General features: G+C 39.8%; 20 protein-coding genes, 1 pseudogene and 1 riboswitch. Of the genes and pseudogenes, 3 read left to right on the top strand and 18 right to left on the bottom strand.

Annotated features, from left to right (window positions below; translation table 11 throughout):
• Positions 1-168 precede the first annotated feature (168 nt).
• A complete protein-coding gene (locus ELQ35_RS05030; RefSeq protein ID WP_126863742.1) occupies positions 169-1599 on the top strand; it encodes a sigma-54 interaction domain-containing protein in 1431 nt (476 codons plus the stop codon).
• Between the two features lie 181 nt (positions 1600-1780).
• Here the strand turns inward: ELQ35_RS05030 and ELQ35_RS05025 are convergent, their stop codons facing one another.
• The 5 genes from ELQ35_RS05025 to ELQ35_RS05005 form a co-directional block, all read right to left on the bottom strand.
• Positions 1781-2602: a MetQ/NlpA family ABC transporter substrate-binding protein gene (locus tag ELQ35_RS05025; protein ID WP_126863741.1), complete on the bottom strand. Its 822-nt coding sequence runs from the start codon at positions 2600-2602 to the stop codon at positions 1781-1783.
• A 79-nt stretch (positions 2603-2681) separates the two neighbouring features.
• Positions 2682-3347 carry a methionine ABC transporter permease gene (locus ELQ35_RS05020; RefSeq protein ID WP_126863740.1) on the bottom strand — a complete coding sequence of 222 codons (666 nt, stop codon included), beginning with the start codon at positions 3345-3347 and terminating at the stop codon, positions 2682-2684.
• Entirely contained in the window at positions 3337-4350 is a 1014-nt protein-coding gene (locus ELQ35_RS05015; RefSeq protein WP_126863739.1) for a methionine ABC transporter ATP-binding protein, read from the bottom strand. The genes ELQ35_RS05020 and ELQ35_RS05015 overlap by 11 nt, the downstream gene beginning before the upstream one ends.
• Positions 4351-4476: 126 nt before the next feature.
• A riboswitch (SAM riboswitch) is annotated at positions 4477-4583 on the bottom strand.
• Positions 4584-4655: 72 nt separating this feature from the next.
• On the bottom strand, positions 4656-5906 hold the full coding sequence (locus tag ELQ35_RS05010; RefSeq protein WP_126863738.1) for an MFS transporter: 1251 nt from the start codon (positions 5904-5906) through the stop codon (positions 4656-4658).
• A gap of 347 nt (positions 5907-6253) precedes the next feature.
• Positions 6254-9274, bottom strand: coding sequence for a PAS domain S-box protein (locus tag ELQ35_RS05005; RefSeq protein ID WP_185861669.1), 3021 nt, complete (start codon positions 9272-9274; stop codon positions 6254-6256).
• A gap of 329 nt (positions 9275-9603) precedes the next feature.
• On the opposite strand from ELQ35_RS05005, the gene ELQ35_RS05000 reads away from it, so the two are divergent.
• Positions 9604-10986 carry an excalibur calcium-binding domain-containing protein gene (locus ELQ35_RS05000; RefSeq protein WP_126863736.1) on the top strand — a complete coding sequence of 461 codons (1383 nt, stop codon included), beginning with the start codon at positions 9604-9606 and terminating at the stop codon, positions 10984-10986.
• A gap of 192 nt (positions 10987-11178) precedes the next feature.
• On the opposite strand, the gene ELQ35_RS04995 is transcribed toward ELQ35_RS05000, so the two are convergent.
• The 10 genes and pseudogenes from ELQ35_RS04995 to paaX form a co-directional block, all read right to left on the bottom strand.
• Complete coding sequence (locus ELQ35_RS04995) at positions 11179-11865, bottom strand: GrpB family protein (protein WP_246025996.1); 687 nt, start codon at positions 11863-11865, stop codon at positions 11179-11181.
• Between the two features lie 967 nt (positions 11866-12832).
• A pseudogene (locus ELQ35_RS04985) lies at positions 12833-13712 on the bottom strand (beta-ketoacyl-[acyl-carrier-protein] synthase family protein); the annotation flags it as partial.
• 85 nt (positions 13713-13797) lie between these two features.
• Positions 13798-13905, bottom strand: a complete 108-nt coding sequence (locus ELQ35_RS23410; RefSeq protein ID WP_281278106.1) for a beta-ketoacyl synthase N-terminal-like domain-containing protein — start codon at positions 13903-13905, stop codon at positions 13798-13800.
• A 273-nt stretch (positions 13906-14178) separates the two neighbouring features.
• On the bottom strand, positions 14179-15609 hold the full coding sequence (lpdA, locus tag ELQ35_RS04975; protein WP_126863732.1) for a dihydrolipoyl dehydrogenase: 1431 nt from the start codon (positions 15607-15609) through the stop codon (positions 14179-14181).
• A complete protein-coding gene (locus ELQ35_RS04970; RefSeq protein WP_126863731.1) occupies positions 15609-16799 on the bottom strand; it encodes a dihydrolipoamide acetyltransferase family protein in 1191 nt (396 codons plus the stop codon). Before ELQ35_RS04970 ends, lpdA begins: the two co-directional genes overlap by 1 nt.
• Before the next feature lie 19 nt (positions 16800-16818).
• Positions 16819-17820 (bottom strand): alpha-ketoacid dehydrogenase subunit beta, encoded by a 1002-nt coding sequence (locus tag ELQ35_RS04965; RefSeq protein ID WP_126863730.1) that lies wholly within the window; start codon positions 17818-17820, stop codon positions 16819-16821.
• The gene (gene pdhA / locus ELQ35_RS04960) at positions 17817-18887 is read right to left on the bottom strand and encodes a pyruvate dehydrogenase (acetyl-transferring) E1 component subunit alpha (protein WP_126863729.1); all 1071 of its coding nucleotides are present in this window, start codon (positions 18885-18887) and stop codon (positions 17817-17819) included. The genes ELQ35_RS04965 and pdhA overlap by 4 nt, the downstream gene beginning before the upstream one ends.
• 154 nt (positions 18888-19041) lie before the next feature.
• A complete protein-coding gene (locus ELQ35_RS04955) occupies positions 19042-19437 on the bottom strand; it encodes a thioesterase family protein (RefSeq protein ID WP_126863728.1) in 396 nt (131 codons plus the stop codon).
• A 474-nt stretch (positions 19438-19911) separates the two neighbouring features.
• Entirely contained in the window at positions 19912-20874 is a 963-nt protein-coding gene (locus ELQ35_RS04950) for an NAD(P)H-dependent flavin oxidoreductase (RefSeq protein ID WP_126863727.1), read from the bottom strand.
• A gap of 210 nt (positions 20875-21084) precedes the next feature.
• Positions 21085-21975, bottom strand: a complete 891-nt coding sequence (gene paaX / locus ELQ35_RS04945) for a phenylacetic acid degradation operon negative regulatory protein PaaX (RefSeq protein ID WP_246025980.1) — start codon at positions 21973-21975, stop codon at positions 21085-21087.
• A gap of 189 nt (positions 21976-22164) precedes the next feature.
• Between paaX and ELQ35_RS04940 the strand changes: the two genes are divergently transcribed.
• Positions 22165-22680 carry a gamma carbonic anhydrase family protein gene (locus ELQ35_RS04940; RefSeq protein WP_126863726.1) on the top strand — a complete coding sequence of 172 codons (516 nt, stop codon included), beginning with the start codon at positions 22165-22167 and terminating at the stop codon, positions 22678-22680.
• Positions 22681-22733: 53 nt separating this feature from the next.
• Here ELQ35_RS04940 and ELQ35_RS04935 read toward each other — a convergent pair whose 3' ends face one another.
• From ELQ35_RS04935 to paaD, 3 genes are all read right to left on the bottom strand, one after another.
• Entirely contained in the window at positions 22734-23507 is a 774-nt protein-coding gene (locus ELQ35_RS04935) for an enoyl-CoA hydratase-related protein (RefSeq protein WP_126863725.1), read from the bottom strand.
• A gap of 112 nt (positions 23508-23619) precedes the next feature.
• Complete coding sequence (locus ELQ35_RS04930; protein WP_126863724.1) at positions 23620-23925, bottom strand: EthD family reductase; 306 nt, start codon at positions 23923-23925, stop codon at positions 23620-23622.
• Between the two features lie 18 nt (positions 23926-23943).
• Positions 23944-24432, bottom strand: coding sequence for a 1,2-phenylacetyl-CoA epoxidase subunit PaaD (gene paaD, locus ELQ35_RS04925; RefSeq protein WP_126863723.1), 489 nt, complete (start codon positions 24430-24432; stop codon positions 23944-23946).
• Position 24433 lies beyond the last annotated feature (1 nt).

Here is a 24433-nt window from a genome sequence, read left to right as displayed (position 1 = left end):
CTCACCTTGGAAATTACACTACCTTTAGTAAGAAAGAGTTTCAGAATTTAAATAAAGATAACAATATCTAGAATTTAGACATCTTCTGTCTGGATTTTAGATATTGTATAGTTAATAGACAGTATTTAGTTATTTGTATATTATAAAAGTAGTAAAGGGGGTATCTATATGAAGGGATTTATATTTGATAAGGAACAAATTCTTTTTCATCCGGATATTCTTAATGAGATTCATGTTGGAATTTTAATATGTGATAGAAATGGGAAGTTACTTTTTATCAATCGATTTGCGGCTAACATATTTGATACTGCCCCCAATGATTGGATTGGTCATCATATGACTAGTATTATTCCAGACTCTGTAATATATAAAGCTCTGACAACAAAGACTCCCCAAATTGGAAAACATTCTAAATGGAAGAAAAAGAATTTCATAGTTGATGCTTCACCTATAATTGTTAAAAATACGGTAATCGGTGCAATATCTACCCTCAAAGATGACCAGGAACTGCAACGATTAACGGATGCATACGAAGATCTAAAAAGATATGTAAACATGCTAGAGATTAAATTGGAGTACTCTACTCAACTTCCATATACATTTTCAGATTTCATAGTTGCACCAGATAGCCCAATGTGTAAAATCATATTCAAAATATTAAAGGCCGCATCGACGGACATACCTATTTTAATAAGAGGTGAAAGTGGAGTAGGAAAAGAACTAATAGCGATAGCCATCCATGAAAGTTCCCTTAAAGCAGAAGGACCTTTTATCACAGTTAACTGTGCAGCTATTCCTGAATCATTAATGGAAAGTGAATTGTTCGGATATGAAGAAGGTGCATTTACAGGAGCTAAAAAGAACGGTAAAAAAGGTAAGTTTGAACTGGCTAAGGGGGGTTCTATATTTCTCGATGAAATTGGAGATATGAATTACAATCTTCAGGCTAAATTATTAAGAGTTTTGCAACAAAAAGAGATGGTAAGAGTTGGTGGTAATGATGCTATTCCCTTAGATGTAAGAATAATTACAGCAACACATCAAAATCTTGAGTTAATGATAAAGGAAGGAAAGTTCCGTGAAGATTTATACTACCGAATTAACGGAACATCATTTGAAATTCCTCCTTTAAGGGCAAGAAAAATGGACATAAAAGCGATTGTCCAACAAACACTCGTAGAATTAAATAATCATTATGGAAAAAGGTTAACCCTTAGTGATGAAGCCGAAACTCTTTTAATCAATCATCCACTTCAGGGTAACGTTCGTGAACTAAAACATGCACTAGAACATGCCGTTATAATGTGTGAATATGAGGAAATCAAAACTTCCGACTTACCTATAACATTTATAGATAAAGTGAACGATTTTGGAAAACAGCTATCAACTGTTCCGATAAAATATAGGGTAGATCCTTCTGATCACCACGAAGAATCTAATACTCTTAATCTTAATTATCATGTGGGAAAAATTGAAAAGAAATTAATTATAGAAGCATTAGAACGTTCTGGATATAACCGCTCAAAAGCAATTAAGATCCTGGGTATATCTCGGCAAACGTTTTATGACCGGCTAAAGCAATATGAGATTAATCTATAAAAGAAACTACAACCTAATTTGGCTGTTACATTATTTTTGAATTAGTGAAAAAACATTGCAAGCTCAATTAGACTTTCAGACTGTCAAGAAACCCTGACAGCCTGAGTGCAGTAATTGGTAGATGCCCTTTTAGCACATCTCTTTGATAAACCATTTAATTAATCTAAATCGGAACGAGGGGTTATTTCCCCATCCACTCCGGCTTGCCAAATCCTTTGAATTCACTATCAATCGTTTTTTCAAATTCATCCGATTCTACCGCTTTTTTGATAGCTTTAGCAAAGTCGCTGTTTAGATCTTTTTTATTAACGACAACCCGGTTTCGATATTCCTCTGGCATGTCTTCCAACTGAAGTGCCTCCAGAAGATCCATTTTTGCAGCCAGTGCAAAGTTTCCTGGAACAGCCGATAAATCAACACTTTCAACTGCACGTGGAAGCTGTGCTGCTTCTAATGGTTTGAAAACAAGGCCTTTTGGATTGTCAGTCACATCTTTTTCCGAAATGGTCAGCGGATCGGCAGCTGGGTCCAGTTTAATGATTCCGGCATCCTCCAATATTTTTAAAGCTCTAGCAAGGTTCGTCGGATCGTTTGGTACGGCAATCGTCGTTCCCTTCTTGATTTCGTTTAGATCTTTTAGTTTGTCGGAATAAATACCCATTGGGGCAGTCGGAACAATAATGAGCTCGGACAATTTTAATTTATGCTCTTTAGCAAATGTCTCCATATAAATCTTATGCTGGAACAGATTTGCGTCAATGGAACTATTGCCAAGCGAGATATTTGGCTGCATATAATCATTGAACTCGACCACTTCTACTTTATATCCATCTTTCTCAAGCTGTGGAGCAATTGCTTTTTTCACCATATCTGCGTATGGTCCGCTTGTCGCCCCAATTTTAATTTCCTTCTTTTCTGAAGAAGCTGTCGAACTATCCTTGCCGCAAGCTCCCAGAGTAAAAGCCAGTATAAGTACCAATAATAGTGCACTGATTTTTCTCATAATTTCCTCCTAGTATTGCTATCATGTTGTGAAGAGATAAAGTAATAATGCTTTATGCAATTAAAGCCAAATGGAAAAACTACCTTTTGTCAACTAAATGAGAGAACTTGTCTCCTGAATATTGAATGATTTGCACCAGGCAAATCAAGATAATTACAGTTGTAACCATAACCGTGTTGTCATAGCGGTAATATCCAAACCGGATGGCCAGATCGCCGATCCCACCGCCGCCGACAATTCCCGCCATTGCTGAGTAGCCGATCAGGGATATGGTTGTGATGGTAAAGCCTTGAAGAATTCCTGACTTTGCTTCTGGAAGCAGGACTTCTTTAATAATCATCCACCGGGAAGCACCAACCGCAACTGCAGCCTCAATGACCCCTTTGTCAATTTCTCTCAACGAGGTCTCTACTAACCTTGCAAAAAAAGGAATCGCAGCAACAGAGAGAGAAACAGAAGCAGCAGTAGGACCAATCGTAGACCCAGTCAGTAAATTGGTCAAGGGTAATAAGGCTACTAAGAGAATAATATATGGAACTGAACGAACTATATTCACAACAAAACCAAAAATGGCATTCACTGCTTTATTATCCAGAAATAGATTCCGGCTCGTTATAAATAACAATATCCCGATTGGTAAACCTGCCAATAAAGCGATCACTAGAGCAATCCCAACCATGTAAATAGTTTCGAAAAAAGCTTTATTAAGATCCGGCAGTAAAGTCGTAATCGTATTAAGCAGCATGGGCAATCACCTCCAAAGAGCCTGTACGTTCTTTGATGTATTCGATGGCAGCTGCAACTTCCTTGCTTTCTCCAGAAAATTCAATGATCAAAATACCGAGTGGATCATTTTGAATATACTCGATTTTGCCATGAAGAATGTTGCCTTTGATGGGGAATTTTTGAAGCGTGTCAGACAAAATCGCATCACCCGCAGTCTTGCCTTCGAACTGAATCTTAATGATCGTTCCTTTGCTTTCCTTAATTAATGTTTCCGGAAGGTCAAAATCTAAAATACTAGTAATAAATTGCTTGGTCAGCGGTTCTCGTGGATTGGAGAAGATTTCATAGGCGGGACCTTCTTCAATCAATCTTCCCTCCTGCATCACCGCAACCCGGTGGCAAAGATCCTTGACTACTTCCATTTCATGGGTTATCAACACAATGGTTATTCCAAGCTCCTGGTTAATTTTCTTCAATAATTGCAGGATCGATTTCGTTGTAGTCGGATCCAGGGCAGAAGTTGCCTCATCGCATAAAAGGACGGTTGGATTGTTTGCCAGTGCCCGCGCTATCCCAACCCGTTGTTTTTGCCCGCCGCTTAAGTGTGCAGGATAGATGTCTTTTTTATCCTGCAAACCGACGATGTCCAAAAGTTCAAGGACACGCTTTTGAATGTAGGGCTTCGAATGGCCCGCTGCCTTTAACGCAAATGCTACGTTCTCAAAGACCGTTTTTGAACTAATCAGCGAAAATTGCTGAAAAATCATCCCGATTTTTTGCCTTGCCCTGCGAAGTTGTTTCTCCGACAACGAAGTCAAATCGATACCATCGACTAGAACACGCCCTTTTGTCGGTTTCTCAATGAGATTCAAGCAACGAAGCAACGTACTCTTGCCAGCACCGCTATAACCGACGATCCCATAGACTTCTCCCTTTTCGATTGTAATCGATACATTGTCGACCCCGATTACCGTTTGCTTCTTGGTGACATACTTTTTGGTTAAGGATTGTATTTCAATCATAGATTTCCTCCTGGTTGGAAAGGCGTAAGCGCCTATCAATGAAGCTGTTATAAAGATAAGAACTGGTTAGGCATATATAAATAAAAGTGCTTCTTTCCATCCAGAAAGAAGCACCGATTATTCATCGCCTTATCTTTCAGAATGAAATCATTCTGCAGGAGGTAGCACCTTTCCCAAAAAAGGAGGTTGCCGGACTTCATAGGGCCTGGTCCCTCAGTCACTCTTGATAAGTTTAATTATATATATTCAAATTAAACAAAATATTATATTAATATTATATTAAAATAAGCGATTATATTTGTCAATCATAATTTGGAGGCCGTTCTTTTCAATAAGTGAGAAAGTAAGGAAAGAATAACGAGCACTATCGCCAATACGCCGGCCAGCATGAGCCAGCCAAATGTAAAGCTGCCGTTCACATCCACCATTAATCCAAATAACGGCGGTATGAATACGTTGCCTAAAGATCCCAATGTGATGCTAAAGCCACTTGATATTCCGGATAATTCACGTGGAACAAGTTCACTGGCAAGATTCATCCATATTCCGTTAAAACCTGAAAGAGCAAAACCGAATACAGCAATCAAAGGGACCATAACCCAATAAAGAGTACCTGAAGGCAATTCAGCAATGATTACGCTTGATGTGACTGATATAAGAGTTATGATCATCAAAATCCCTATACGCTGCCCATTGAAAAAGCGATCACTGATTGCCCCCCAGGCAATCCTTCCAATCGAACCGCTTACCTCCGAAATGGCAAACAGCAGACCCGACAAAAAAAGGGAAAAACCTAGCTTTTCATGGGCAAATAAGACAATGTAAGTATTCAGGCACACTTGAGAACCGCTTAAGCCCATTGCACTAATACTCACGAGAAAGAGAGGTTTATTTTGCAACATATTTACTAATGATCGGTAAAAAGGAAACGATTTCTTTCTAGCGGTACTGTTCACGATTCCTTCCGGGCTGTCCCTGTAATACATATAGGAAAAAACACCCGAGGCCAATAAAACCAGACAGGCGATAAATAAGGCAGTTCTCCAGCCAATCGATACAGACAGCGGGAGAAGTAAAAGGGCTGCTAGCGCCGAGCCTCCTGTTACCCCCATTTGTTTTAATCCCATAGCGGTTCCTCTTTGTTTTTGGGAAAACCAGTATATGATACCCCTATTGGAAACAGGATGCATTCCTCCATATCCAAGCCCGCCGATGAATATAAGGAAGAGCATAGCCCCAAAAAGAGATAGGAACGTCAGTAACATAAAACTGATTCCTAAACAAAAGGAAAGATAGAGCAGTAATATTCTTGAACCAATCCGGTCTGCAACGAAACCAACAGGTATCGAAGCTGTAGCTTGCCCTAGGAACATGGCAGCAGGAAGCAGTCCTATTTGAGCTTTAGAAAGAGAAAGATCAGATCCAATCAATGCTCCCAGAGGCCCTATACTTCTTCCCACAAACGCAACCATCAACTGAGCGAACATCAGCCAGTATAACATGTGCCAGGGTTCGGCAAGATTCATCGTTTTTTCTTTTAGCAATCCATTATTCATTTACTCTTCATCTCAATTTTTTTATGAATTTCTTTTTCTTTTAAGCTTTCATTTCTAAAATGGCAATTTTCTCTTCTTTTAATTTTCTATGGGCAAATAATAAAGTTAGTCAAAAGGCAATAGCTCTGCCATGAATTCCATAAATGGTTTTGTATCCCCCTTCGGTTCTAATCTTGAATACAAATTTAATTGTTTGTATACAATATGTCAATATGTAGACCAAGTCACCGAAAACAAATAGATGCAAAGAAGCCTGATTTTCAAAGTCAGGCTTCTTTGCATACTTTATAAAATCATTCGTAAGGAAGATGGTCAAGTACCTTAAAGTAAAACCAAGCGGAATAAATTTACTGAATGTACGGCAACAACACTGTAATAGTGGTACCAATCCCCTCTGTACTGTTGATTAATAATTGTCCCTTATGTTCAGTGATGATTTTTTTACTGATCATCAGGCCCAAGCCTGTTCCTTTTTCTTTTGTGCTGTAAAAAGGTTCACCTAAATGCTTGAGTCTCTCTTCCGGGATGCCACAGCCGTAATCGATTACATTTATCTGCACAAATCCCTTACTCACCTTTGTATAGATATGAATCTGGCCGCCGCTTCCCATTGATTCAATCGCGTTTTTCAAGATGTTTAGGAACACTTGTTTTAATTGGTTTTCGTCGCATTCGATCAGTGGCAAGACTGAAGCATATTCAGGAGTAATAACGATGTTTTTTATAACCGCTTGTATCCCTGCAATTTTTACTACTCCATCAATAATAAGTGAAATATCCTTCTTCTGGAATAGCTTTACTTGTGGTTTAGCAAGAGAAAGAAATTCATTTGTTATAAATTCAATCCGTTTTAATTCATCCCGCATGACGGCAATATATTCATTTTTACCAAGCATTTCGTTTATGAGCTGCAAAAAGCCGTTAAGCGAAGTTAATGGATTTCGGATTTCATGGGCAACGCCTGCTGCAAGTTGTCCAATCATAGCCAGCTGCTCGGCTTTTCTTAGTAAATCTTCTGTTTTCTTTCGATCCGTGATGTCTCTCATAATTGATGATAAAGCAATGACATTTCCTTTTTTATCCCGTATGGCACCAAGAGTAAGGCTTATTTCAAGGGAATGCCCTAGCTTATGGCAGCAGACAGTTTCGCAATCACTCATTCTTTTGCCTTCAAACATACTCTTAACATACTTATTAAATTTATACTTTCTTTCCTGTTGAATAATTTCGATATTTTGACCTTTGGCTTCTGTCTTGCTCCATCCGAACGTCCTTTCAAAAGCATAATTGACCTTTAAGATGGTACCACGTAAATCCATGATGATAATTGCATCTGATGTATTTTCGATAAATGATTCTAACTGCTCCTTTGTATTCTTTAGCTCTTCGACGATTTTCTTTTCATTGGTAATATCCTTTGCAATCCCAAAGACGCCTGATACGTTGCCGTTTTCAATGACTGGTATTTTGGTTACTGAAAGGTAACAAGATTCACCGCTTTTGGTTATCAAAGAGGTCTCATACCGTTGTGGAATTCCGTCAATGGCTTTTCTTAAATGGTAAATGGTCGATTCGTGATACTCCTTTTTTACATAATTCTGAAAAGGCATATTCTGTAGCTCCCTGACTTTATAGCCAGTTATTTTTCCCGAAGCTTTATTGGCTTCTAATATTTCGCCATCCAGGTTTTGGTAATAAATTGCATCTGGACTGTTCTTCACAAGGGATTGATAGCGTCTCCTGCTTTCCTTGAGCTTGTTTTCTATTGCTTTGAAACCGGTAATATCCATGGCGGATAGTATAATTTCCGTAACCATATTATTCTTGTAGGAGGGTTTGATAGATGCGATAAAATAGACACCATTCAGGTCATCTTCGCCCAGTATTTCCTCTCCTGCCCATACCTTATCCAGATATTCCTTAATCTGTACTATTTTGTTCGCCGGAAAAATTTCTTCAAGTGTACGATTAACCATTTTTGTTTCATCGAGACCAAAGTTATATAGGCCATCGCCTTTGGCCATCGTCACCTTGAACGTATCCCCGGATTTTTCAAATTTACAAGTTATCGCTTTTTGTAGTTTTAATGTGTTCTCCAACTCCATTTTTGTCGTTTCTAGTTCCTCTTTAATTTTTGTCTTTTCAGTGACATCCCTGCCAATTAACAAAACGCCTTTTTTGTGTGGTAACGGCGCTGTTTTAAAATCGTAGATAAAATTTCTTCCTTGACTTTTAATGGAGATTTCTTTTCGGCAAGTTTGTTTGGAATGGAGTGTATCGTCTGTTAGATTCTTAATCCCCAGAAAAAAAGGCTTATTTTCAGGGAAAGTGGCTATTAATTCCTCTTCACTTTTACCAGAAAAGCAATACCCTTCTGCTCTAATGTTTTTCTTAAGTGCATGATTGGTTTCAACCCAGTTTCCTGTTTGATCTTTAAAAATGACAATGTCTTTAATCGAATTACTTAGGGTTCCAAGGGTTTGTTCTGCATAGGATTCAGCCACTTTCTTCCTTCTGTCTCTTTCGACCGCCAGTCCAATTATATAAGAGCATGTTTCTAAAACTTCTCTCTCAAACTTAGTAGGAGAATATGGCTTAGAATGGTACATGCTAAAAGTCCCGATTGATTCATTGTCTATTATAATCGGAAAAGACCATGACGAGTGTATGCCATGCTCAAGGGCCATATCCCTGCTGCTTTCCCAATTTCGATCTGTTGCTATATCAGTACAAATAGCCATCTTATTGGTAAAAATCGCAGGACCGCATGAACCCAGAGTAGGTGTATACTTAACTCCGTTAATTCGATTAATAAAAGACCGCGGAAGTGTAGGGGAAGCAGCGACATGCAAGTGTTCTTTCGCTTCATCCAGGAACATGACTCCAGTATGTAATTGTTTATGGAGCAGTTCCTCCACTAAAAGTGATAACTTGTTCAAAACGAATGACAATGATCCTCCTTTCAATATCATTTTTATTGTCTTTTTCTTTATATTTAACAGAGAATACGTCTCTTTATAAGAAGTAACGTCAAAAAAAGTAAGAATATGACAATCCCCATACTGTTTAAACTTAATCGAGCTGTGCTTAAAGGTTACCCACCTATTCTCACCGCTTACCCGGACTTGGATTTCTCTAGAATTTCTTTCAGTACTCTGTTCCGTTCTTATCCATGAAAGGAGATATTCCTCATCCTTTTCGTTCACGAAAGGAAAACCTTGAAAATCATTATTTTCTGCATCAAAAAATTCGGCGGCTCTTTTATTAAAATAAATGATTTCCCCGTTTTTCTTTATTACAGCCGTAACGGCAGGGATATAATCAAAAAACAATAGGTCTTTCTTATCCTCAATGTCCATGGATAGCATACGATAATAACTCCTCATTCCATTTTCTTTACACTTTCGACGAAACAGCCTCTATTTCCTTTTTAAAAATAGGATTCAACTGAAAAACCAGTTTGATTCGGTTTCTTTAACCTCGATCCTGAACCGATTTGGACACTTATTTCAAATTTCCAATTCCCTGAATTAGCTGAGCCGGAACTGAAAAATAAAAAAGCCCATAGTTAGGCAATAAACTTAAGGCTTTTTCTTGCTCTCGGATAACAATCTTATTTAAATAGTACCAAAATTATTTAACAACATTTATAATAAATATATGAATGGAAAAATTACTCAAAACGCAGGGGGAGATCATGCAGAAATGGATTGGTAATAAACCTACTATTATACAAAAATCGATTATTAGTAAGTTTGAAAACATGATGCGACAAGTAGAAATAAACTACCTTCATTCCGATGAAGTTGTCTTAAAGGTTATTGAAGCAGAGTTTGATAAAAAAAGCGGAAATGAAGTTAATGGATTACTTGTTATTACAAATCAGCGATTCATGTTTTTTGGAAAGAATGAACAGCATGTATATAATCTCATTGAGATAAATGACTTTAAATTACAAACAGACGGAAAAGATAAAAATGAACAAAGATTGATCTTATTTATAGGTCGCTTTCAACTTGACTTTGATGATTTAAAGAAAAATGATGATACACAAGAATTTCTAGATATACTTGAACAAAAATTATATGATCCTAACATTGAGATACTAACAACAGTTACCCATGATTTTGAATATTTTCTTCATGAAACGCGCTTGGACGATTTAAAGAAGAAAAATATTAAGATTACGCCATTTCTTCTTAAACGGGACGATATGGGACTTTCCAAAAATGGGACTAGGTTGTTAAAAGAAATACATCCTCATGCTCAACTAATAGTAGAAGGATTTTATCAACACAAACAAAAAGAAGGAAATTTCATTGTTATTGATAAAGATGTTCTTTTATATCATTATGATAACAAAAAGCACAATGCCAAGTTGATAAGAACATGGTATTTTGGATTTTTTAACGGAATGCAGCTCGACCACTTCGCTTTCAAAACAGAGATTTCAGGGCAAGAAGGAAAGCTGGTATTAAATAGTGAAGGAAAGCAATTTGAATCCATTTTAACTCAAATGGGCATTGCTTTTATTATTAAAACTCGAAGGAGGTATAAAAAAATTTTAGGATTTCGGAGCGGTAAATGGTGGAAGAAGTCAATTGCTTCCCTCACTTATCTGTTTATTTTGCTTTTTTCAGGAATACTAATCTTCTCTGAAGATACTGAAGAATCAAAAGCTTCAACAATATCCACAGAAACAAAAGATGAACAGGTACAAAACAAAGAACAAGTAAGCGAAAAAAAGAAACAAGAGAAAGCTGCACGTCTAGCCGAGGAAAAAAAGAAACAAGAAGAAACGGCCCGAATTGCTGAAGAAAAAAGAAAAAAAGAAGAAGCTACCCGTCTTGCTGAAGAGAAAAAGAAAAAGGAAGAAGCGGCCCTTCTTGCTGAAGAGAAAAAGGAGAAAGAAGAAGCTGACCGAATAGCAGCAGAAAGCGAAGAAGAAGCTGCAGCGACTGTAAGTTATAAAAATTGTACAGCTGTTAGAGAAGCTGGTGTTGCACCAATTCATAAAGGCGAACCAGGATATGCCAAACATTTAGACCGGGATGGAGACGGAATTGGATGTGATAGATAAGGTTTTTAATTAAAAAGCTTAAACGACCACCTGCTATAGTAGGTGGTCGTTTAAAAAAAAGTGTACACCTTAATTGTCACTTCCTTTAGCATCCATCACCAATTAAAAGTGTTTACTGAAGTTTTTCGGCTAAACAATAAATGAAACATATACTAAAAAATACTAGTTAACTGAAACTCGGTATAAAAACTGTTATAGCTTTCTGGTCACACAAAAAAGCTCAGCAAAGTCATTCATGATTGTTTTATCTGGGTTTTCGCTGATATCATACCTCATTCTCCCTAAACCAGTTTGATAGTTTTTATCACTTATTAAGGTTAGCGCGGAAATATCACGATTTTCGCCATGATTTATATAGTCTGCTACTTTTATTTCCTCCATTTTATACTCGACTTTTACTTTCACTTCAAACCCTCTTAATAAAAGCTCATTAAAAATGACCTTTTTTTGCGAAAACCTTTTTACATCTTCATAATAGGCTGATGGAAAATAATGATATACCCACCAGTTTGGCATGTCATGAATAGCAATGTTATGTAATTTATAAACTCCGCCTTTTTTTAGTACACGGGTAATTTCATCGAGTGCTTTTTGCTTCTGCTCAAAATGATGGAAAGCGTAGTTGTTTGAAATATAATCGAATTTCTCCGTTTCAAAGGGCATGCTTTCTGCGTAACCTTGAACCAACGTTACGCTTTCTACCTTTTCCTTCAGCATAATATCAATTATCGGCTTTGCTCCTAACCCCTCTACCGATGTGCTGCCAATGTGTTCAATCCGAATCATTTCGTTACCGATTACATGGCTAATTCTCTCTTTCTCAATTTCAAATTGAACATCCCAATCGGGGTTATAACTCTCAAGCCCAACGACTGGCATTGTCACTATGAGTTCACCTGCCATTATAAAATATGTACATCTATTTTGACAAATTATTTAAACATATTCTGCTTTTTGCTTTAAATCCCTGCTTTTTATCAACGATTTCTGTCTTTGAAACTATATAACTTTACATAGTTGACACTTACAATGAGTAAATAGCAGCTTATTATGCTACACTTATGAGCCATTATCCAGATTTATGAGCGTTGACTGAAAAGTGGGGAGCTTTCATGTAATTTTTACTTTAATTTCGACTATAATCCAGCTCATTTTGACTCTTATGAGCTATTATTCAGATTTAAGAGCTATTACAGAAATTTATGATCGATTATCCAGAGTTATGATCGATTATCGAAATTTGTGAGCTTTCATTGCAATATTACTCAATCACAAGAGAATATTTTCTTTGAATTATTATATTTTAGAATTTCTAGAAAACGATAGAAACATTCTTTCTCAAGCCGATAACCCAGTATTTTAGAATCTATAGACTCAAGATATTGCCTTAATAATTAAGGCGGTGTTGTGGCCTCCAAAACCTAAAGCATCGCTAAGACCTGCATCTATTTTCGCTTTTCTTGCTAGATTTGGAACGTAATCTAAGTCGCATTTGGGGTCAGGATTTTGTAGATTGATAGTTGGCAGAATGATTCCTGATTACAGCCATAGAAAAGTGCCACCTCTGCCATTTTTCAGAGCCACGTCGGACAGAAATTAGAGCCACCTCTGCCATCTAGAGAGCCACTAAAATATGTAAACAGAAGAGACGTGCACTTTCTATGGAGAGGCGGGCATGATAGCCTTGTAGGCCTTGCCAGCCATGTGTTTGCTGGCTTTTTGGCTGGGAGTCATGCCCGTAGAGGCTCCATGGAAAGTGACAAGGAGCTCCCACTGATCATTTTCAGAACACTATTTTCTAGGTGGCTCTCAACTATGGCACAAGTGGCACTAAGTCATGGCTTTATACAATTCCTGACTTTATCGACATAAGAGTGAAAATCGCTTCAATGGCACAAGCTGCTCCCATCATATGGCCAGTCATCGACTTTGTGGAACTGATAGGTACTTTATATGCGTATTCTTTAAAAAATTCTTTAAATGCCTGGGTTTCGAATTTATCGTTATAGACGGTGCCCGTCCATGTGCATTTATATAGTCTATTTCACTCCGCTTAAGACCAGATTCGGCCAAAGAGCCAATTCCATGGCCCTGACTCCGCCTTCACCTCCAGGAGCTGGACTTGTGATATGAAACGCATCAACTATCGTTCCGTATCCTACGATTTCTCCATAGATATTGGCGTCTCTACGAACAGCAGATTCATAGGATTCCAAAACAAGAGCACCCGCTCCTTCCCCCATCACCAGACCGTCCCTATTTTTATCAAACGGCCGGCAAGCTGTTTGAGGATCGGGGTTTGTTGAAATGGCCCCCATAGCACAAAAAGCTCCTATTCCCAGAGGAGTAAGCGAAGCTTCCGAGCCTCCTGCTACCATGACATCGGCTTCTCCTCTTTGTATGACTCTGTATGCTTCACCAATTGAATTAGCACTCGAAGCACAGGACAAAACGGTACAATTGTTAAACCCTTTCGCTCCCAGGGCGATTGAGATTTGGCTGGACGCCATATTGGAAATGACCGTTGTTGTGGCAAATGGATAAAGGTTTTTATAGCCACCCTCCAGCAAGCTTTTATAGCTCTCTTCGAAACTCTCGATCCCTTCTATCGCTGTACCAAACCAAACGCCGATCCGATCTTCTTGAACATTTTCTCCCACAATAATTCCTGCATCTTGAACGGCCATGATAGAAGCAGCTACTGCATATTGCGAGAATCGATCCATACGATGACGTTCATTTACTTTCATATAATTAGCTATCGAAAAGTTCTTCACTTCCGCTGCCGTCTTTGCAGAAAAGCCGGTACAATCAAATCTTGTTAAATGCGACCCCTGACTCACCTTTGACAGCAGCTTCCCACGTTTCTTTTAAAGAATTAGCTAAAGGAGTCACTGCTCCCATCCCCGTAATAACCACTCGATTCAAATCAATCTCCCCTTTATAAAAATTTGTCTTAATTCCAAATAGTACTACCATTATTCGACAATTATCTGCATTCCCCTTTAATTTTCCTTATTTCCAATAAACTAGGGAATTGAGGAGTAATTTGGTCGAAATAAAAGAACCCTTCAAACGAGAAGAGTTCTTAAAAAATAGATACAAGGAATGAAGGATAGGAAAGAAATATGTCCATGACAATCCTTTTGTTGATAAATATGACAAATTAAAAAAATGCACCTTATGCTACCTTTATGATGATGTTATTTTTGATTTTTTCGGCACCTGGTGGATTGCCTGATTAACTAATGCTTCTACAGCTTCGAGGAGCCCTTCATTGTTGCTCGGGTGCGGAAATAATGGGAATTTAATATCTTCTTCTCTTGCAGCCATTTCCAATGCAAGTATACCTGTACTGATAAGCTCGATTGCATTCGATCCATATAGATGAATGCCGAGGATGACATCATTTTCTGCATTTGAGACAACTTTAGAAAAGCCATCCCTGTTTCCGGTAATGGCGGCAAATCCGTTCCTTGCCTGATTGAATTGGCCTGTGCGTACGGCATAGCCCTGATCTTTTGCCTCTTCTTCCGTCAAGCCAATGGTTGCGATTGGCGGTTTGCTGTGAATGATTGTTGGAATGAAGGCTTCACTCCATTCGGATGGAATCCCGGATATTGCTTCAGCAGCTACCTTTCCCTGTCTGATCGCTTTTACAGCCAGCTGCTTACCGCCGGTCACATCTCCGACAGCCCAAATGGTTGGGATGCTGGTTCTGCATTCTTTGTCTATTTCGATATAACCATGCTCATCACAAGTTATACCAAGACGGTCAATCCCTAATTCGCCTATGTTTGCCCTGAATGGAGATTGAATGTACAGATAAGACGCTTCCATTGTCACTTTATCGCCATGCTTCAAATCAAAAGCAACCGATAGATGTGTCTTATTCAGTTCGACTGAAGAAAAAGACAGGTTTTTATGCAGCTTAATCTTTGCTTTCTTTAACTGGCGGAAAAGTTCCTTATTGATTGCGAAATCCAGGCCAGGAAAAATATCATTTTCAATTACTAAATGAACTTCAGAACCGAGAGACTGATAGCTGAAAGCGGCTTCTAACGCAATATAATCATTACCGAAAAGGATTAGTTGTTCTGGTATTTCCTGCAATTCATACAGAGATCTGGAGTCGAGGACATGCTTGTGGTCGTATAATTCATGATTCTTCGTCGAACAGCCTGTAGAAATGATGGCAGAGTTACATGTATAAATATCAAACTGATCGCCATTTTCGACACCGATCCGATCAGCGGATAAAAAAGAAGCGGTTCCCTGTATGACTTCAATATGATTTTCTTTACAAAGGGCTTCGATTCCTTTTCGTAAATCAGTTATGATTTTATGTTTGTATTCTACCGTTTTAGAAAAATCAAAAGAACAATTTTCTATTTTAAAACCTAATTCTGGGCTTTGATTGATGTCATTGAATTTGTTTGAGACATGCGAAATCACTTTGGATGGGATACAACCTCTATTTAAACAAATACCCCCGAGCTTCTCTTTCTCGATCAAAGTTACCTCTTTCCCAAGCTGGGCAGCCCGGATTGCAGCTGTATAGCCTCCGGGTCCGCCTCCGATAATGATGAGGTCCCGCTCCTGCGTCAGTTCTCCAACGACCATTAGACCAGCTCCAATAATAGTAAATTAGGATATTCAATCATTTCCTTGAAACGGTTGGTGAATGCGACGGCTGTTGCTCCGTCTGCTACGCGATGATCAAAGGACATTGATATATTCATTATCGAACGGATGACGATTTCTCCACGAACCACAGCCGGTTTTTCTTTCGTGGCATGAAAAGCGATTAACCCGGTTTCCGGATAATTAATGATCGGCGTTGCTCCAATGCTTCCCAGAGGTCCGACATTGCTGATCGTAAAAGTACCTCCTGAAATCTCCTTACTTGTTAGACTATTTTCCTGGGCTTTTTTTATCATAGATTTCATTTCGCGATGAATATCTTTAATCGTCTTCTGATTAGCTTGATGGATCACCGGCACAATCAAGCCATCTTTTGAATCCGTCGCGATTCCGATATTGTACTCACTTTCTAAATGAATCCTTTCTTTCTCTTCGTCCAGCTTTGCATTGAAAACTGGGAAATCTGATAAGGCTATCGTGATCGCTTTAACAAAGAAAGCTGGTACAGATATAGGCTTTTCTAACTGTTTTAACTCTTTGACGAGGGTTAGCAATTCAGTCATGTCAATTTCCTCAAAATGAGTAACGTGCGGAATGGTGTAAAGAGATTGAGCCATCTTTTTCGCAATTAGTTTGCGGCGGCCTTTAAATGGAATCGAACTAGCTTTAACGGGTACTGCTTCCTTTCGCTGATTACTTTCTGTGGAAGGCAGAACTTGAGACGCGATCGTAGTCTGTTTTTCTTTTTGTTTGATGAACCGATAGACATCATCATCGATAATCCGTCCGCCAGGTCCCGTTCCCTTGACATCGTCAAGTCCAATTCCATGCTCCCGGGCAATTTTCCTTGTATAAGGAGCAGCAAGTATTCGTGTGTTGCTGTTTGTGGGAAGAGACTGGGTTGCCTCAACCTGCTGCTGATTGGCTCTTTTATCATCGTTTTCGATAATCAACAATGTGGTGCCGACTGTGACGGTTGCGCCCGGATTAATGATAATCTCTTTTATTACGCCAGATCCCGGTGATGGAAGCTCTGCGGTCATTTTATCGGTCTGAACTTCCACAAGCGGCTGGTCACTTTGCACCTGATCACCTGGTTTTACGAAATAATGAAGAATCTCTCCTTCCGTCATTCCCTCGCCAATATCATGCAGCTTTACTTCTAACAAAACTCCCACCTGCTTTCTTTTAAAAAGTGACAGCTTTTACGATCGCTCTTTTTACCCTTTCTGAAGTAGGCAAATAATGATCTTCCAGAGCGAACATCGGTACCGGAACATCAAATCCGGTGACCCGTTCAATCGGGGCTTTTAAGTATAAGAATGAAGTATCATTAATAATGGCCATTACATCATTGCTGACACCGCCTGTTGCATGTGCTTCATGGACGATTACCGTCCTGCCGATCTTTTGAACCGTCTCGGCAATTGATTCCTTATCAAGCGGATACAGTGTCCGAAGGTCTAATACTTCGCATGTTATTCCTTTGGCTGCTAATTCTTCAGCCGCTTTTAGACATACGGGTACCATGGATCCCCAGGTGATCACACTCACATCACTGCCTTCTTTCACGATTTTGCCTTTGCCAATTTCAACACGGTACTTTTCAACCGGCACATTATCCCTGCTTGCACGGTACAGGCGTAGAGGCTCTAGAAACAACACCGGGTCCGGATCTTCAATGCTTGCAATAAGCAGCCCTTTTGCATCATATGGATTGGAAGGACAAACAACCTTGATGCCGGGCATATGAGTAAATAAGGTCTCGACACTGTCCGAATGGATTTCCGGGGCTCTGATTCCTGCACCATACGGAGCCCTTATGACCATGGGAACGGAAAACATGCCCTTTGTCCGCATCCGGATCCGGGTAGCATGGGTCATGATTTGTTCATATGCAGGATAAATGAAGCCAAGAAACTGAATTTCGGCAACTGGGATCATGCCATTGACAGCCATCCCGATCGAAACCCCGACAATTCCTGCTTCACTTAAAGGGGTGTCGATGACACGCTCTTCACCGAATTCTTCCATTAGTCCTTCCGTTGCCCGGAAAACACCGCCATTCACACCGATATCCTCACCTAAAATAAGGACTTCATCCTTTTCAGCCAGCATTGTCCTCAGTCCATCTGTAACTGCTTGAACCATCGTTAACTTTGCTGTCTCGATTTCCGTTTCAAGGGTCATGAATGCTCACCTCTTAGATATTGAAAATAGGAATCTTTTTGTTCCTTGATTGTCCATGTAGCCGTTTCGAAGACATGATCAAACAGGTCATTCGCATCAGGAGGAGGAAAAGCCTCCATTTCGTTGACTGCATTTTCAATCGTATCACTAGCTTCTTTCTGAACGGTCTCACACCAGGATTCTTCCCATATTCCCGATTTTTTCATATATCGTTCTAAACGGCTGATTGGGTCAATCGTTTTTCTTTTCATTACACTTTCTTCTTGATCACGATATTTTTTTGGGTCGTCCGCTGTGGTGTGCGCCCCATATCGCCAGGTTACGGCTTCAATCAATGTGGGTCCTTCCCCATTTCTTGCCCGCTCGAGTGCTTGCTTTGTATAAAAGTAAACAGCAAAAATATCATTTCCATCGATTCGGAAACCTGGGATCTCATATGCGACTGACTTTTGCGCAATGGTTTTCGAGTTCATTTGCTTTTGAATTGGCAACGAAATGGCATATTGGTTATTCTGGTTAAAGAAAACGACTGGGGCTTTGAATACACTGGCAAAATTTAGCCCTTCATGAAAATCTCCTTCTGAAGTGGCTCCGTCCCCGAAATATACGATAGCAGCGTTTTTGGTACCCCTTCTTTTCTCAGCGAGGGCTGCACCTGTTGCATGCGGCAGGTGCGTTGCGATTGGCACTGCGGGTGGAAAAATCCGCTTTCCGGCAGGCGGGATACAACCTTCCACCCGGCCGTTCCAATAAAGGAGGATATGGGGCAAGGAATGTCCGAAGGTGATCGAAGCTGCATGGTCACGGTAAGTCGGGAACAGCCAGTCATTTTTAGCCAAAGCACTTGCACTGCCAACCTGTGCCGCTTCCTGGCCTTCAAACGGGGCATAGGTTCCGAGCCGGCCTTGGCGCTGCAGGCTGATCGCCTTTCTATCAAAAGTCCGGACGAGGATCATTTGTTCATATAAATTTCTTACAAATTCTTTGTTGATAAGATCATTATAGTCCTGTGTGAGTAGACTCCCTTCCTCATCGATAACCTGGATGATCGGAAAATGATTATTCATCGTTCCCCTCCTGTAGAAAGCAGTTTTTTACATAATGCTTCAATCCTGAGGAAGGATCATTGCAGAACATCAGCTGTTCATGTTCATGAATTTGTGTGAATAGATCCATTCTGTATGCTCCTTTATGGAAAAGTAAACACTTTCAAAACAGTGATCAAGTCCGGCAGTTTTCTATTTTTCTCGTTATCTCATCTTTTGGAAGAATGATCTGGACAACTGTCCCTTTTCCAATGATTCGTGTCTCATTAAACGTCTGGACCTCTGTAAAAACCAGGTTTTTTTCCAACTTAGAGATAGTTGCGGTCACCTGAATTCTATTTCGATCAGTTGCCGGTGCGATATGTTTAAGAGAAACTGCACTGCCCATCCCTTCTTCATGTTCCTCAAGATAGGGGAGGATCAGCTTTCTGGATGTTAACTCCATATGATAGACCATTGAAACAGTCGAATAGACAGGATGGACAATTGCTCCTTCAAATTGAGCAAACATTTCTGAAGTGACCTCACAATTGAATGTTGCTGTTTGGCCTACTTGCATGCCAGCCTTCATCTAGAAAACCTCTCAATCTATTTTTTAGCTGAAACTATCCTTATTACATCGTCGTAAAAGTTGATTCATTTATTCAAAGCAATTAGATAATTTACTGAAGATTTTCTCAAAACTTTTGCACAAAAAAGAGAAGGAAAGCCCTCCCCTTAACCCTTAAGCAATCTACGATCATTTACCATTTGTTCAAATTCTTTTTCTCTTCTATTCCGCATTCAAGGGATCAGCTTTCAGTTATCCCCCCAAATTGGTAACCATCAGTGTCTCTATTTCACCTCCCTATATCGGAAGTAAATACGCCTAATTTCTAACAGGTTTGTGCGTTGGATCAGAGCACCTACCTATTATGTAAACGCTTTCATATTGATCAAAAAAGTAAAGCTTACACACTTTTATATATCTTGAAATCATGTTAACGTTTGTTTAACGTAATATTAACATTTTATGTTATATCTGGTCAAGAATTTTTCAAATATTTTACTTAATTGAATTGGCTTTATAAGTCTGCAATTTGTTAACTACAAGGTTCATTTCATTGACCATGTTTGCTATTAACTCTCCGACGCTCGGAACCTGTCTGATTAGACCAGAGATCTGTCCGCTGTTCCAGTAGCCTGACTCTTCATTGCCTTCGACTGCTCCAAGTATATGATGATCTTCATTCGTTAATTCATTAAAGGTATCTAGCGTCATTCCAGCTGTTTCGGATTCCAATATTTCCTTTACATAAGGGTTTTTCAGGACTCTGCGTATCCTTTTGACTGACCTTCCAATTACAACCGTTTCATTATCATTGGCGTCTATCAATCTTTGTTTATAAATATCTGAAAAAGGGGCTTCTTTTGTTGCAATAAACCGTGTCCCCATCTGCACCCCTTCCGCTCCCAATGCAAAGCTGGCAGCCATCCCTCTACCGTCAGCGATTCCACCGGCGGCCACTACAGGGACATGGACGGCATCAACCAGCTGCGGGATCAAAGCTAATGTCGTTGTCTCCAAAGGAGAATTTATGCCCGCTGCTTCATATCCTTCCCCAACAATAACATCGGCACCTCCCGCTTCGGCTTTCTTAGCATGCTTGACAGCACCGACTACAGCGATAACCTTAACAGAATGATGATGCAAGTATTCAACGTAAGACGCCGGGTTTCCTGCTGAAAGGGAAATAACCGGGACCTCATGTTTAAGAACCAGTTCAATCAGCTCTTTTGTATAAGGAGAAACGGTTATCGCGATATTTAGTGCAAAAGGTCTTACAGTCAACTCTTTTGTACGGATAATTTTGGCCTCCACTTCGTCCGGTGACATCGTTCCTGCTCCAATCGTTCCAAGGGCACCGGCATTTGAAATAGCCGCCGTTAATTGAGGGTGGCTTATATTGCCCATTCCGCCCTGGATGATGGGCACCCCGATCTGTAGCAATTCACAAAGTCTATTCATCTTGTATCTCCCTGCTTTTCATTGATAATTGTTAAACGGCAACAAAGATAATTCAAGCGATACCAAATTGGATTAAGCGATAAGATAGATAATCGAGCGAAAACAATGTTGATTCAAGCGAAAAAACAGATAATCAAGCGAAAACTGCTCTTGATCAAGCGAAAAGATAAATTTAGGCTGGTTTTCCTATTGAGTCAGTCCTGCCCATTTCTATCCTTCTATCAAAAGCGGGTGCTGAAATATATCATACTCTTTGTTTCTATTCTCCAGTTCATTTTCTTCTTGAAAAACCTTCTCAAAAAATCGGCTCGCCGGTTCAGCCAATTGCTTATAATAATCGCTGAACAGGGAGGCTGCAGGTCCGCCGAGCCACTTTTCAGGCAAGAGCTCTTCAGGAAGACCCGGATCAATAAACAGAAATTTACGGTATTCGTGAACCAATTTGGTCCTTTCTACAAAACATTCTGCATCAGTAACATCACCTTTGCTTAATTTACTTTTCACAATCACATATTTCTGACTGTATTCGGCAATAAACTGTTGGTAGCGATCATTGAGACTCGCCAAATCCCAGCATTCTGTCACGAGTCTTTTGTTTTCATGGGGACCCTCATATTTAGTATGAAAAAAATGAACATAATCACTGATGCCGTATTTATCGATAAGTGAGTATACCTCTTTTATCAAATTGTTAGGGGAAATCCAGCAGCTGTTGGAAATCGTGCCGAAACCGCTCCAGATCAATTCTTGCCGCAACTCATCACGAAGGTTCCGTTTCTCTTCAGGAATGGAATAAATCAGCATCCTCCATTCGCCATCCCATTTGTCCGGCTTTAATTTAAAAATACGCTTGGCAGCTTCATCCATCCGGTTCACTCCCCGGTCTGTAAGGAAATAATGGCTCTTGTTCCCTTCCTTCCTGGACATGACCCAGCCCTGTTTATTCATTCTAGAGATGGCTGCCCGAACGGACTGTTCATTGTGGCCAAATTCTTTTAACAGACGGATCAGACTGCCGATCCATATTTCGTTTCCGTAGTGGCGGATATAGTCTCCATATAACGTAAAAATCATTGACCTGGTGTTTATATTACTGTTCATTAAACTTCACGACCCTTTAATGTTAATCTTGGAGCCATCCTTTTTCCAGAATGCCCGGTTCACTCTTTTCAAGTAACCCCTGAAAAATGGAGTCTGTAATTCGTCAATATAACATTTACTCCATCTCCGTTTATTTAATGTTATAATAAATTGAAAATTAACACAATAAAAAGTGAAGGGAGAACTTTTATGCTGATTCCTTACAATGAAAAAAAGCCACTTATTGATGCTTCCGTGTTTATTGCCCCTGGTGCCTACCTTATTGGAGATGTCTCGGTTGGAGAGAACTCAACCATTTGGTTCAATGCTGTACTAAGAGGCGACGAAGACAAAATCATGGTCGGAAAAAACTGCAGCATCCAGGATAATACAACGCTTCATTTATTTGAAGGCCAGCCGTTAATTATTGAAGATGATGTAACAGTCGGTCATAATGCCATTCTTCATGGATGCAAAATCGGAAAACGGACAATCGTAGGGATGGGGTCTACGATTCTCGATGGAGCTGAAATCGGCGAGGAGTGTATTATCGGAGCCAATACATTAATTTCTCCAGGCAAAAAAATACCTCCCCGTTCACTGGTTGTAGGATCACCCGGTAAAGTCGTTAGGGAAATTTCCGAAAAAGATCGGGAACTCATTACCCTTTCCGTTGATACATATGTACAAAAAGGCAAGGAATATTCCCGGATTCTCAAGCCGTAATTCGAGAAAAACCCAGGGATTCCTGGGTTTCTCTTGTTAAACTATTATGGATGTTATTTTCCAATAAATGTCGGCTTCCGTTTTTCCAAAAAAGAACGTACCCCTTCTTTATGATCCTGGGTCAACCCTGCAATCCGCTGTCCTTCCGCTTCTTCTGTTAAATACTCATCAAAATTCAGTCCGTATGCTGCATTTGTATAGCGTTTAATAAGCCCGATGGCCTTTGTCGGCATTTGGGCTAATCTTTCAGCAAACGCCTGGACATCCTCATTCCATGTGTCCATAGGTAAAACCCTCGTTGCAAGGCCCAGACTTAATGCCTCTTCAGGAAGAACTTTTTCACCTAATATCGATAATTCCAGCGTTTTCGCCTGGCCGATTAATTTGGTTAAATTGAACAAATTTCCTGAATCGGGAATTAAGCCTACATGGACAAAAGCATTCAAAAAACTGGCTTTTTCCGACAGCAGGCGAAAGTCACAAGCAAGTGCTAGACTAAATCCCGCTCCCGCAGCAACCCCATTAACAGCAGCAATGATTGGTTTCTCACACTTTGCAATTTCCTTTACCATCGGTGCATAATGCTCGCGGATCATATCTCCATGATTCATATTCTCATCTACTTCGGCTAAATCCTGCCCCGAACAAAAGGCTCTCCCGCTTCCTGTAACAACAATACAGCGGATCTCTTCATCTCCAGCAGCTTTTTTGACCGCTTCCTTCACTTCACGGTTCATCAGAACAATAAAGGCATTAAGCTTTTCGGGACGGTTCAGGGTCAGCCAGGCTACTCTATTTTTCGTTTCATAATGAATGGTTTCAAACACGGTGTCTCCCTACTTTCCTGTAAAGTTAGCCTTTTGTACTGTTTCGGACGATTTAGTTCGATGATCCCAATACCATCTTCCATTATATTTCAATCAATATATTTGAGGTCGCTCATTCCACCTCTTCACCAATCATAAGAGTGACTAATTCCGCCGCAAATCCCATCAAGTCTTTTCCGGATGCTTTACCTTCCTGTGACTTTAACCCGTTTTTTAGTGCTTCATGATTGTCATAATACATTTCACAAAGTAAATAATAGTCAGCTTCTTTTCCCATCGGTGTCCCGGTAATTTTCGTCACTTTCATTTTTTTTAGGCCGGGGATTTTGGAGGTGATCGGTCCATGTACATTAAAATAATGCTCGTCGAAAGCTTCCTTATTTTCCGGGTGCTTGTATAACGCGATTAATTTCACCATTTTGGTTCCTCCTTATTTTTACATGTCTGTTGACATGGGCTTCATCGCTTCAAATGGATTTTTACAAGACCTGCAATAGAGAATGCTTCTGCAGGCAGTCGGTCCGAAAAGATTGTCGAATGTCACGTAAGTGGAACCGCAATAAGGGCAATCCACCTGCCATTCTCCATTTTCTTTTATATGACGGGGAGGCGGAGAAATCCCGAAGGCTTGTAGTCCTTCCCTGCCCCTTTCGGTAATGCGGTCGGAAGTCCAGGGAGCAGAGCAAACGAACTCTACTGTTACCTCAGAAACCTCTATTGCTTCTTTTACGGCATTTTCAATATTTTTTTGAATAATTGGCAGGGCGGGGCATCCCAGAAAAGTCGGAATTATTTTTATGCGAATCTCTTCCCGCCCAATATTTATGCTCTCCACCATTCCTAAATCGACAATGCTGACCGTGTTAATCTCCGGATCATTTACGCCCAAAAGAACTTTCCAAACTTCTTCGTTTGTCGCAATCATT

It is taken from the genome of Peribacillus cavernae (genome assembly GCF_003989135.1).
GTDB classification, from domain to species: Bacteria; Bacillota; Bacilli; order Bacillales; family DSM-1321; genus Peribacillus; species Peribacillus cavernae.
This window is presented reverse-complemented; position numbering and strand designations above follow the sequence as displayed.

Excerpts from the sequence above, each read along its gene's own strand:
- ELQ35_RS04955 (WP_126863728.1), bottom strand. The coding sequence starts at position 19,437 with ATGAAGGCTGGCATGCAAGTAGGCCAAACAGCAACATTCAATTGTGAG.
- ELQ35_RS04930 (WP_126863724.1), bottom strand. The coding sequence starts at position 23,925 with ATGGTGAAATTAATCGCGTTATACAAGCACCCGGAAAATAAGGAAGCT.
- ELQ35_RS05000 (WP_126863736.1), top strand. The coding sequence starts at position 9,604 with ATGCAGAAATGGATTGGTAATAAACCTACTATTATACAAAAATCGATT.
- ELQ35_RS04950 (WP_126863727.1), bottom strand. The coding sequence starts at position 20,874 with ATGAATAGACTTTGTGAATTGCTACAGATCGGGGTGCCCATCATCCAG.
- ELQ35_RS05005 (WP_185861669.1), bottom strand. The coding sequence starts at position 9,274 with ATGCTATCCATGGACATTGAGGATAAGAAAGACCTATTGTTTTTTGAT.
- paaD (WP_126863723.1), bottom strand. The coding sequence starts at position 24,432 with ATGATTGCGACAAACGAAGAAGTTTGGAAAGTTCTTTTGGGCGTAAAT.
- ELQ35_RS05025 (WP_126863741.1), bottom strand. The coding sequence starts at position 2,602 with ATGAGAAAAATCAGTGCACTATTATTGGTACTTATACTGGCTTTTACT.
- ELQ35_RS05010 (WP_126863738.1), bottom strand. The coding sequence starts at position 5,906 with ATGAATAATGGATTGCTAAAAGAAAAAACGATGAATCTTGCCGAACCC.
- ELQ35_RS05020 (WP_126863740.1), bottom strand. The coding sequence starts at position 3,347 with ATGCTGCTTAATACGATTACGACTTTACTGCCGGATCTTAATAAAGCT.
- ELQ35_RS05015 (WP_126863739.1), bottom strand. The coding sequence starts at position 4,350 with ATGATTGAAATACAATCCTTAACCAAAAAGTATGTCACCAAGAAGCAA.
- lpdA (WP_126863732.1), bottom strand. The coding sequence starts at position 15,609 with ATGGTCGTTGGAGAACTGACGCAGGAGCGGGACCTCATCATTATCGGA.
- ELQ35_RS04965 (WP_126863730.1), bottom strand. The coding sequence starts at position 17,820 with ATGACCCTTGAAACGGAAATCGAGACAGCAAAGTTAACGATGGTTCAA.
- paaX (WP_246025980.1), bottom strand. The coding sequence starts at position 21,975 with ATGAACAGTAATATAAACACCAGGTCAATGATTTTTACGTTATATGGA.
- pdhA (WP_126863729.1), bottom strand. The coding sequence starts at position 18,887 with ATGAATAATCATTTTCCGATCATCCAGGTTATCGATGAGGAAGGGAGT.
- ELQ35_RS04995 (WP_246025996.1), bottom strand. The coding sequence starts at position 11,865 with ATGCCAGTCGTTGGGCTTGAGAGTTATAACCCCGATTGGGATGTTCAA.
- ELQ35_RS04940 (WP_126863726.1), top strand. The coding sequence starts at position 22,165 with ATGCTGATTCCTTACAATGAAAAAAAGCCACTTATTGATGCTTCCGTG.
- ELQ35_RS05030 (WP_126863742.1), top strand. The coding sequence starts at position 169 with ATGAAGGGATTTATATTTGATAAGGAACAAATTCTTTTTCATCCGGAT.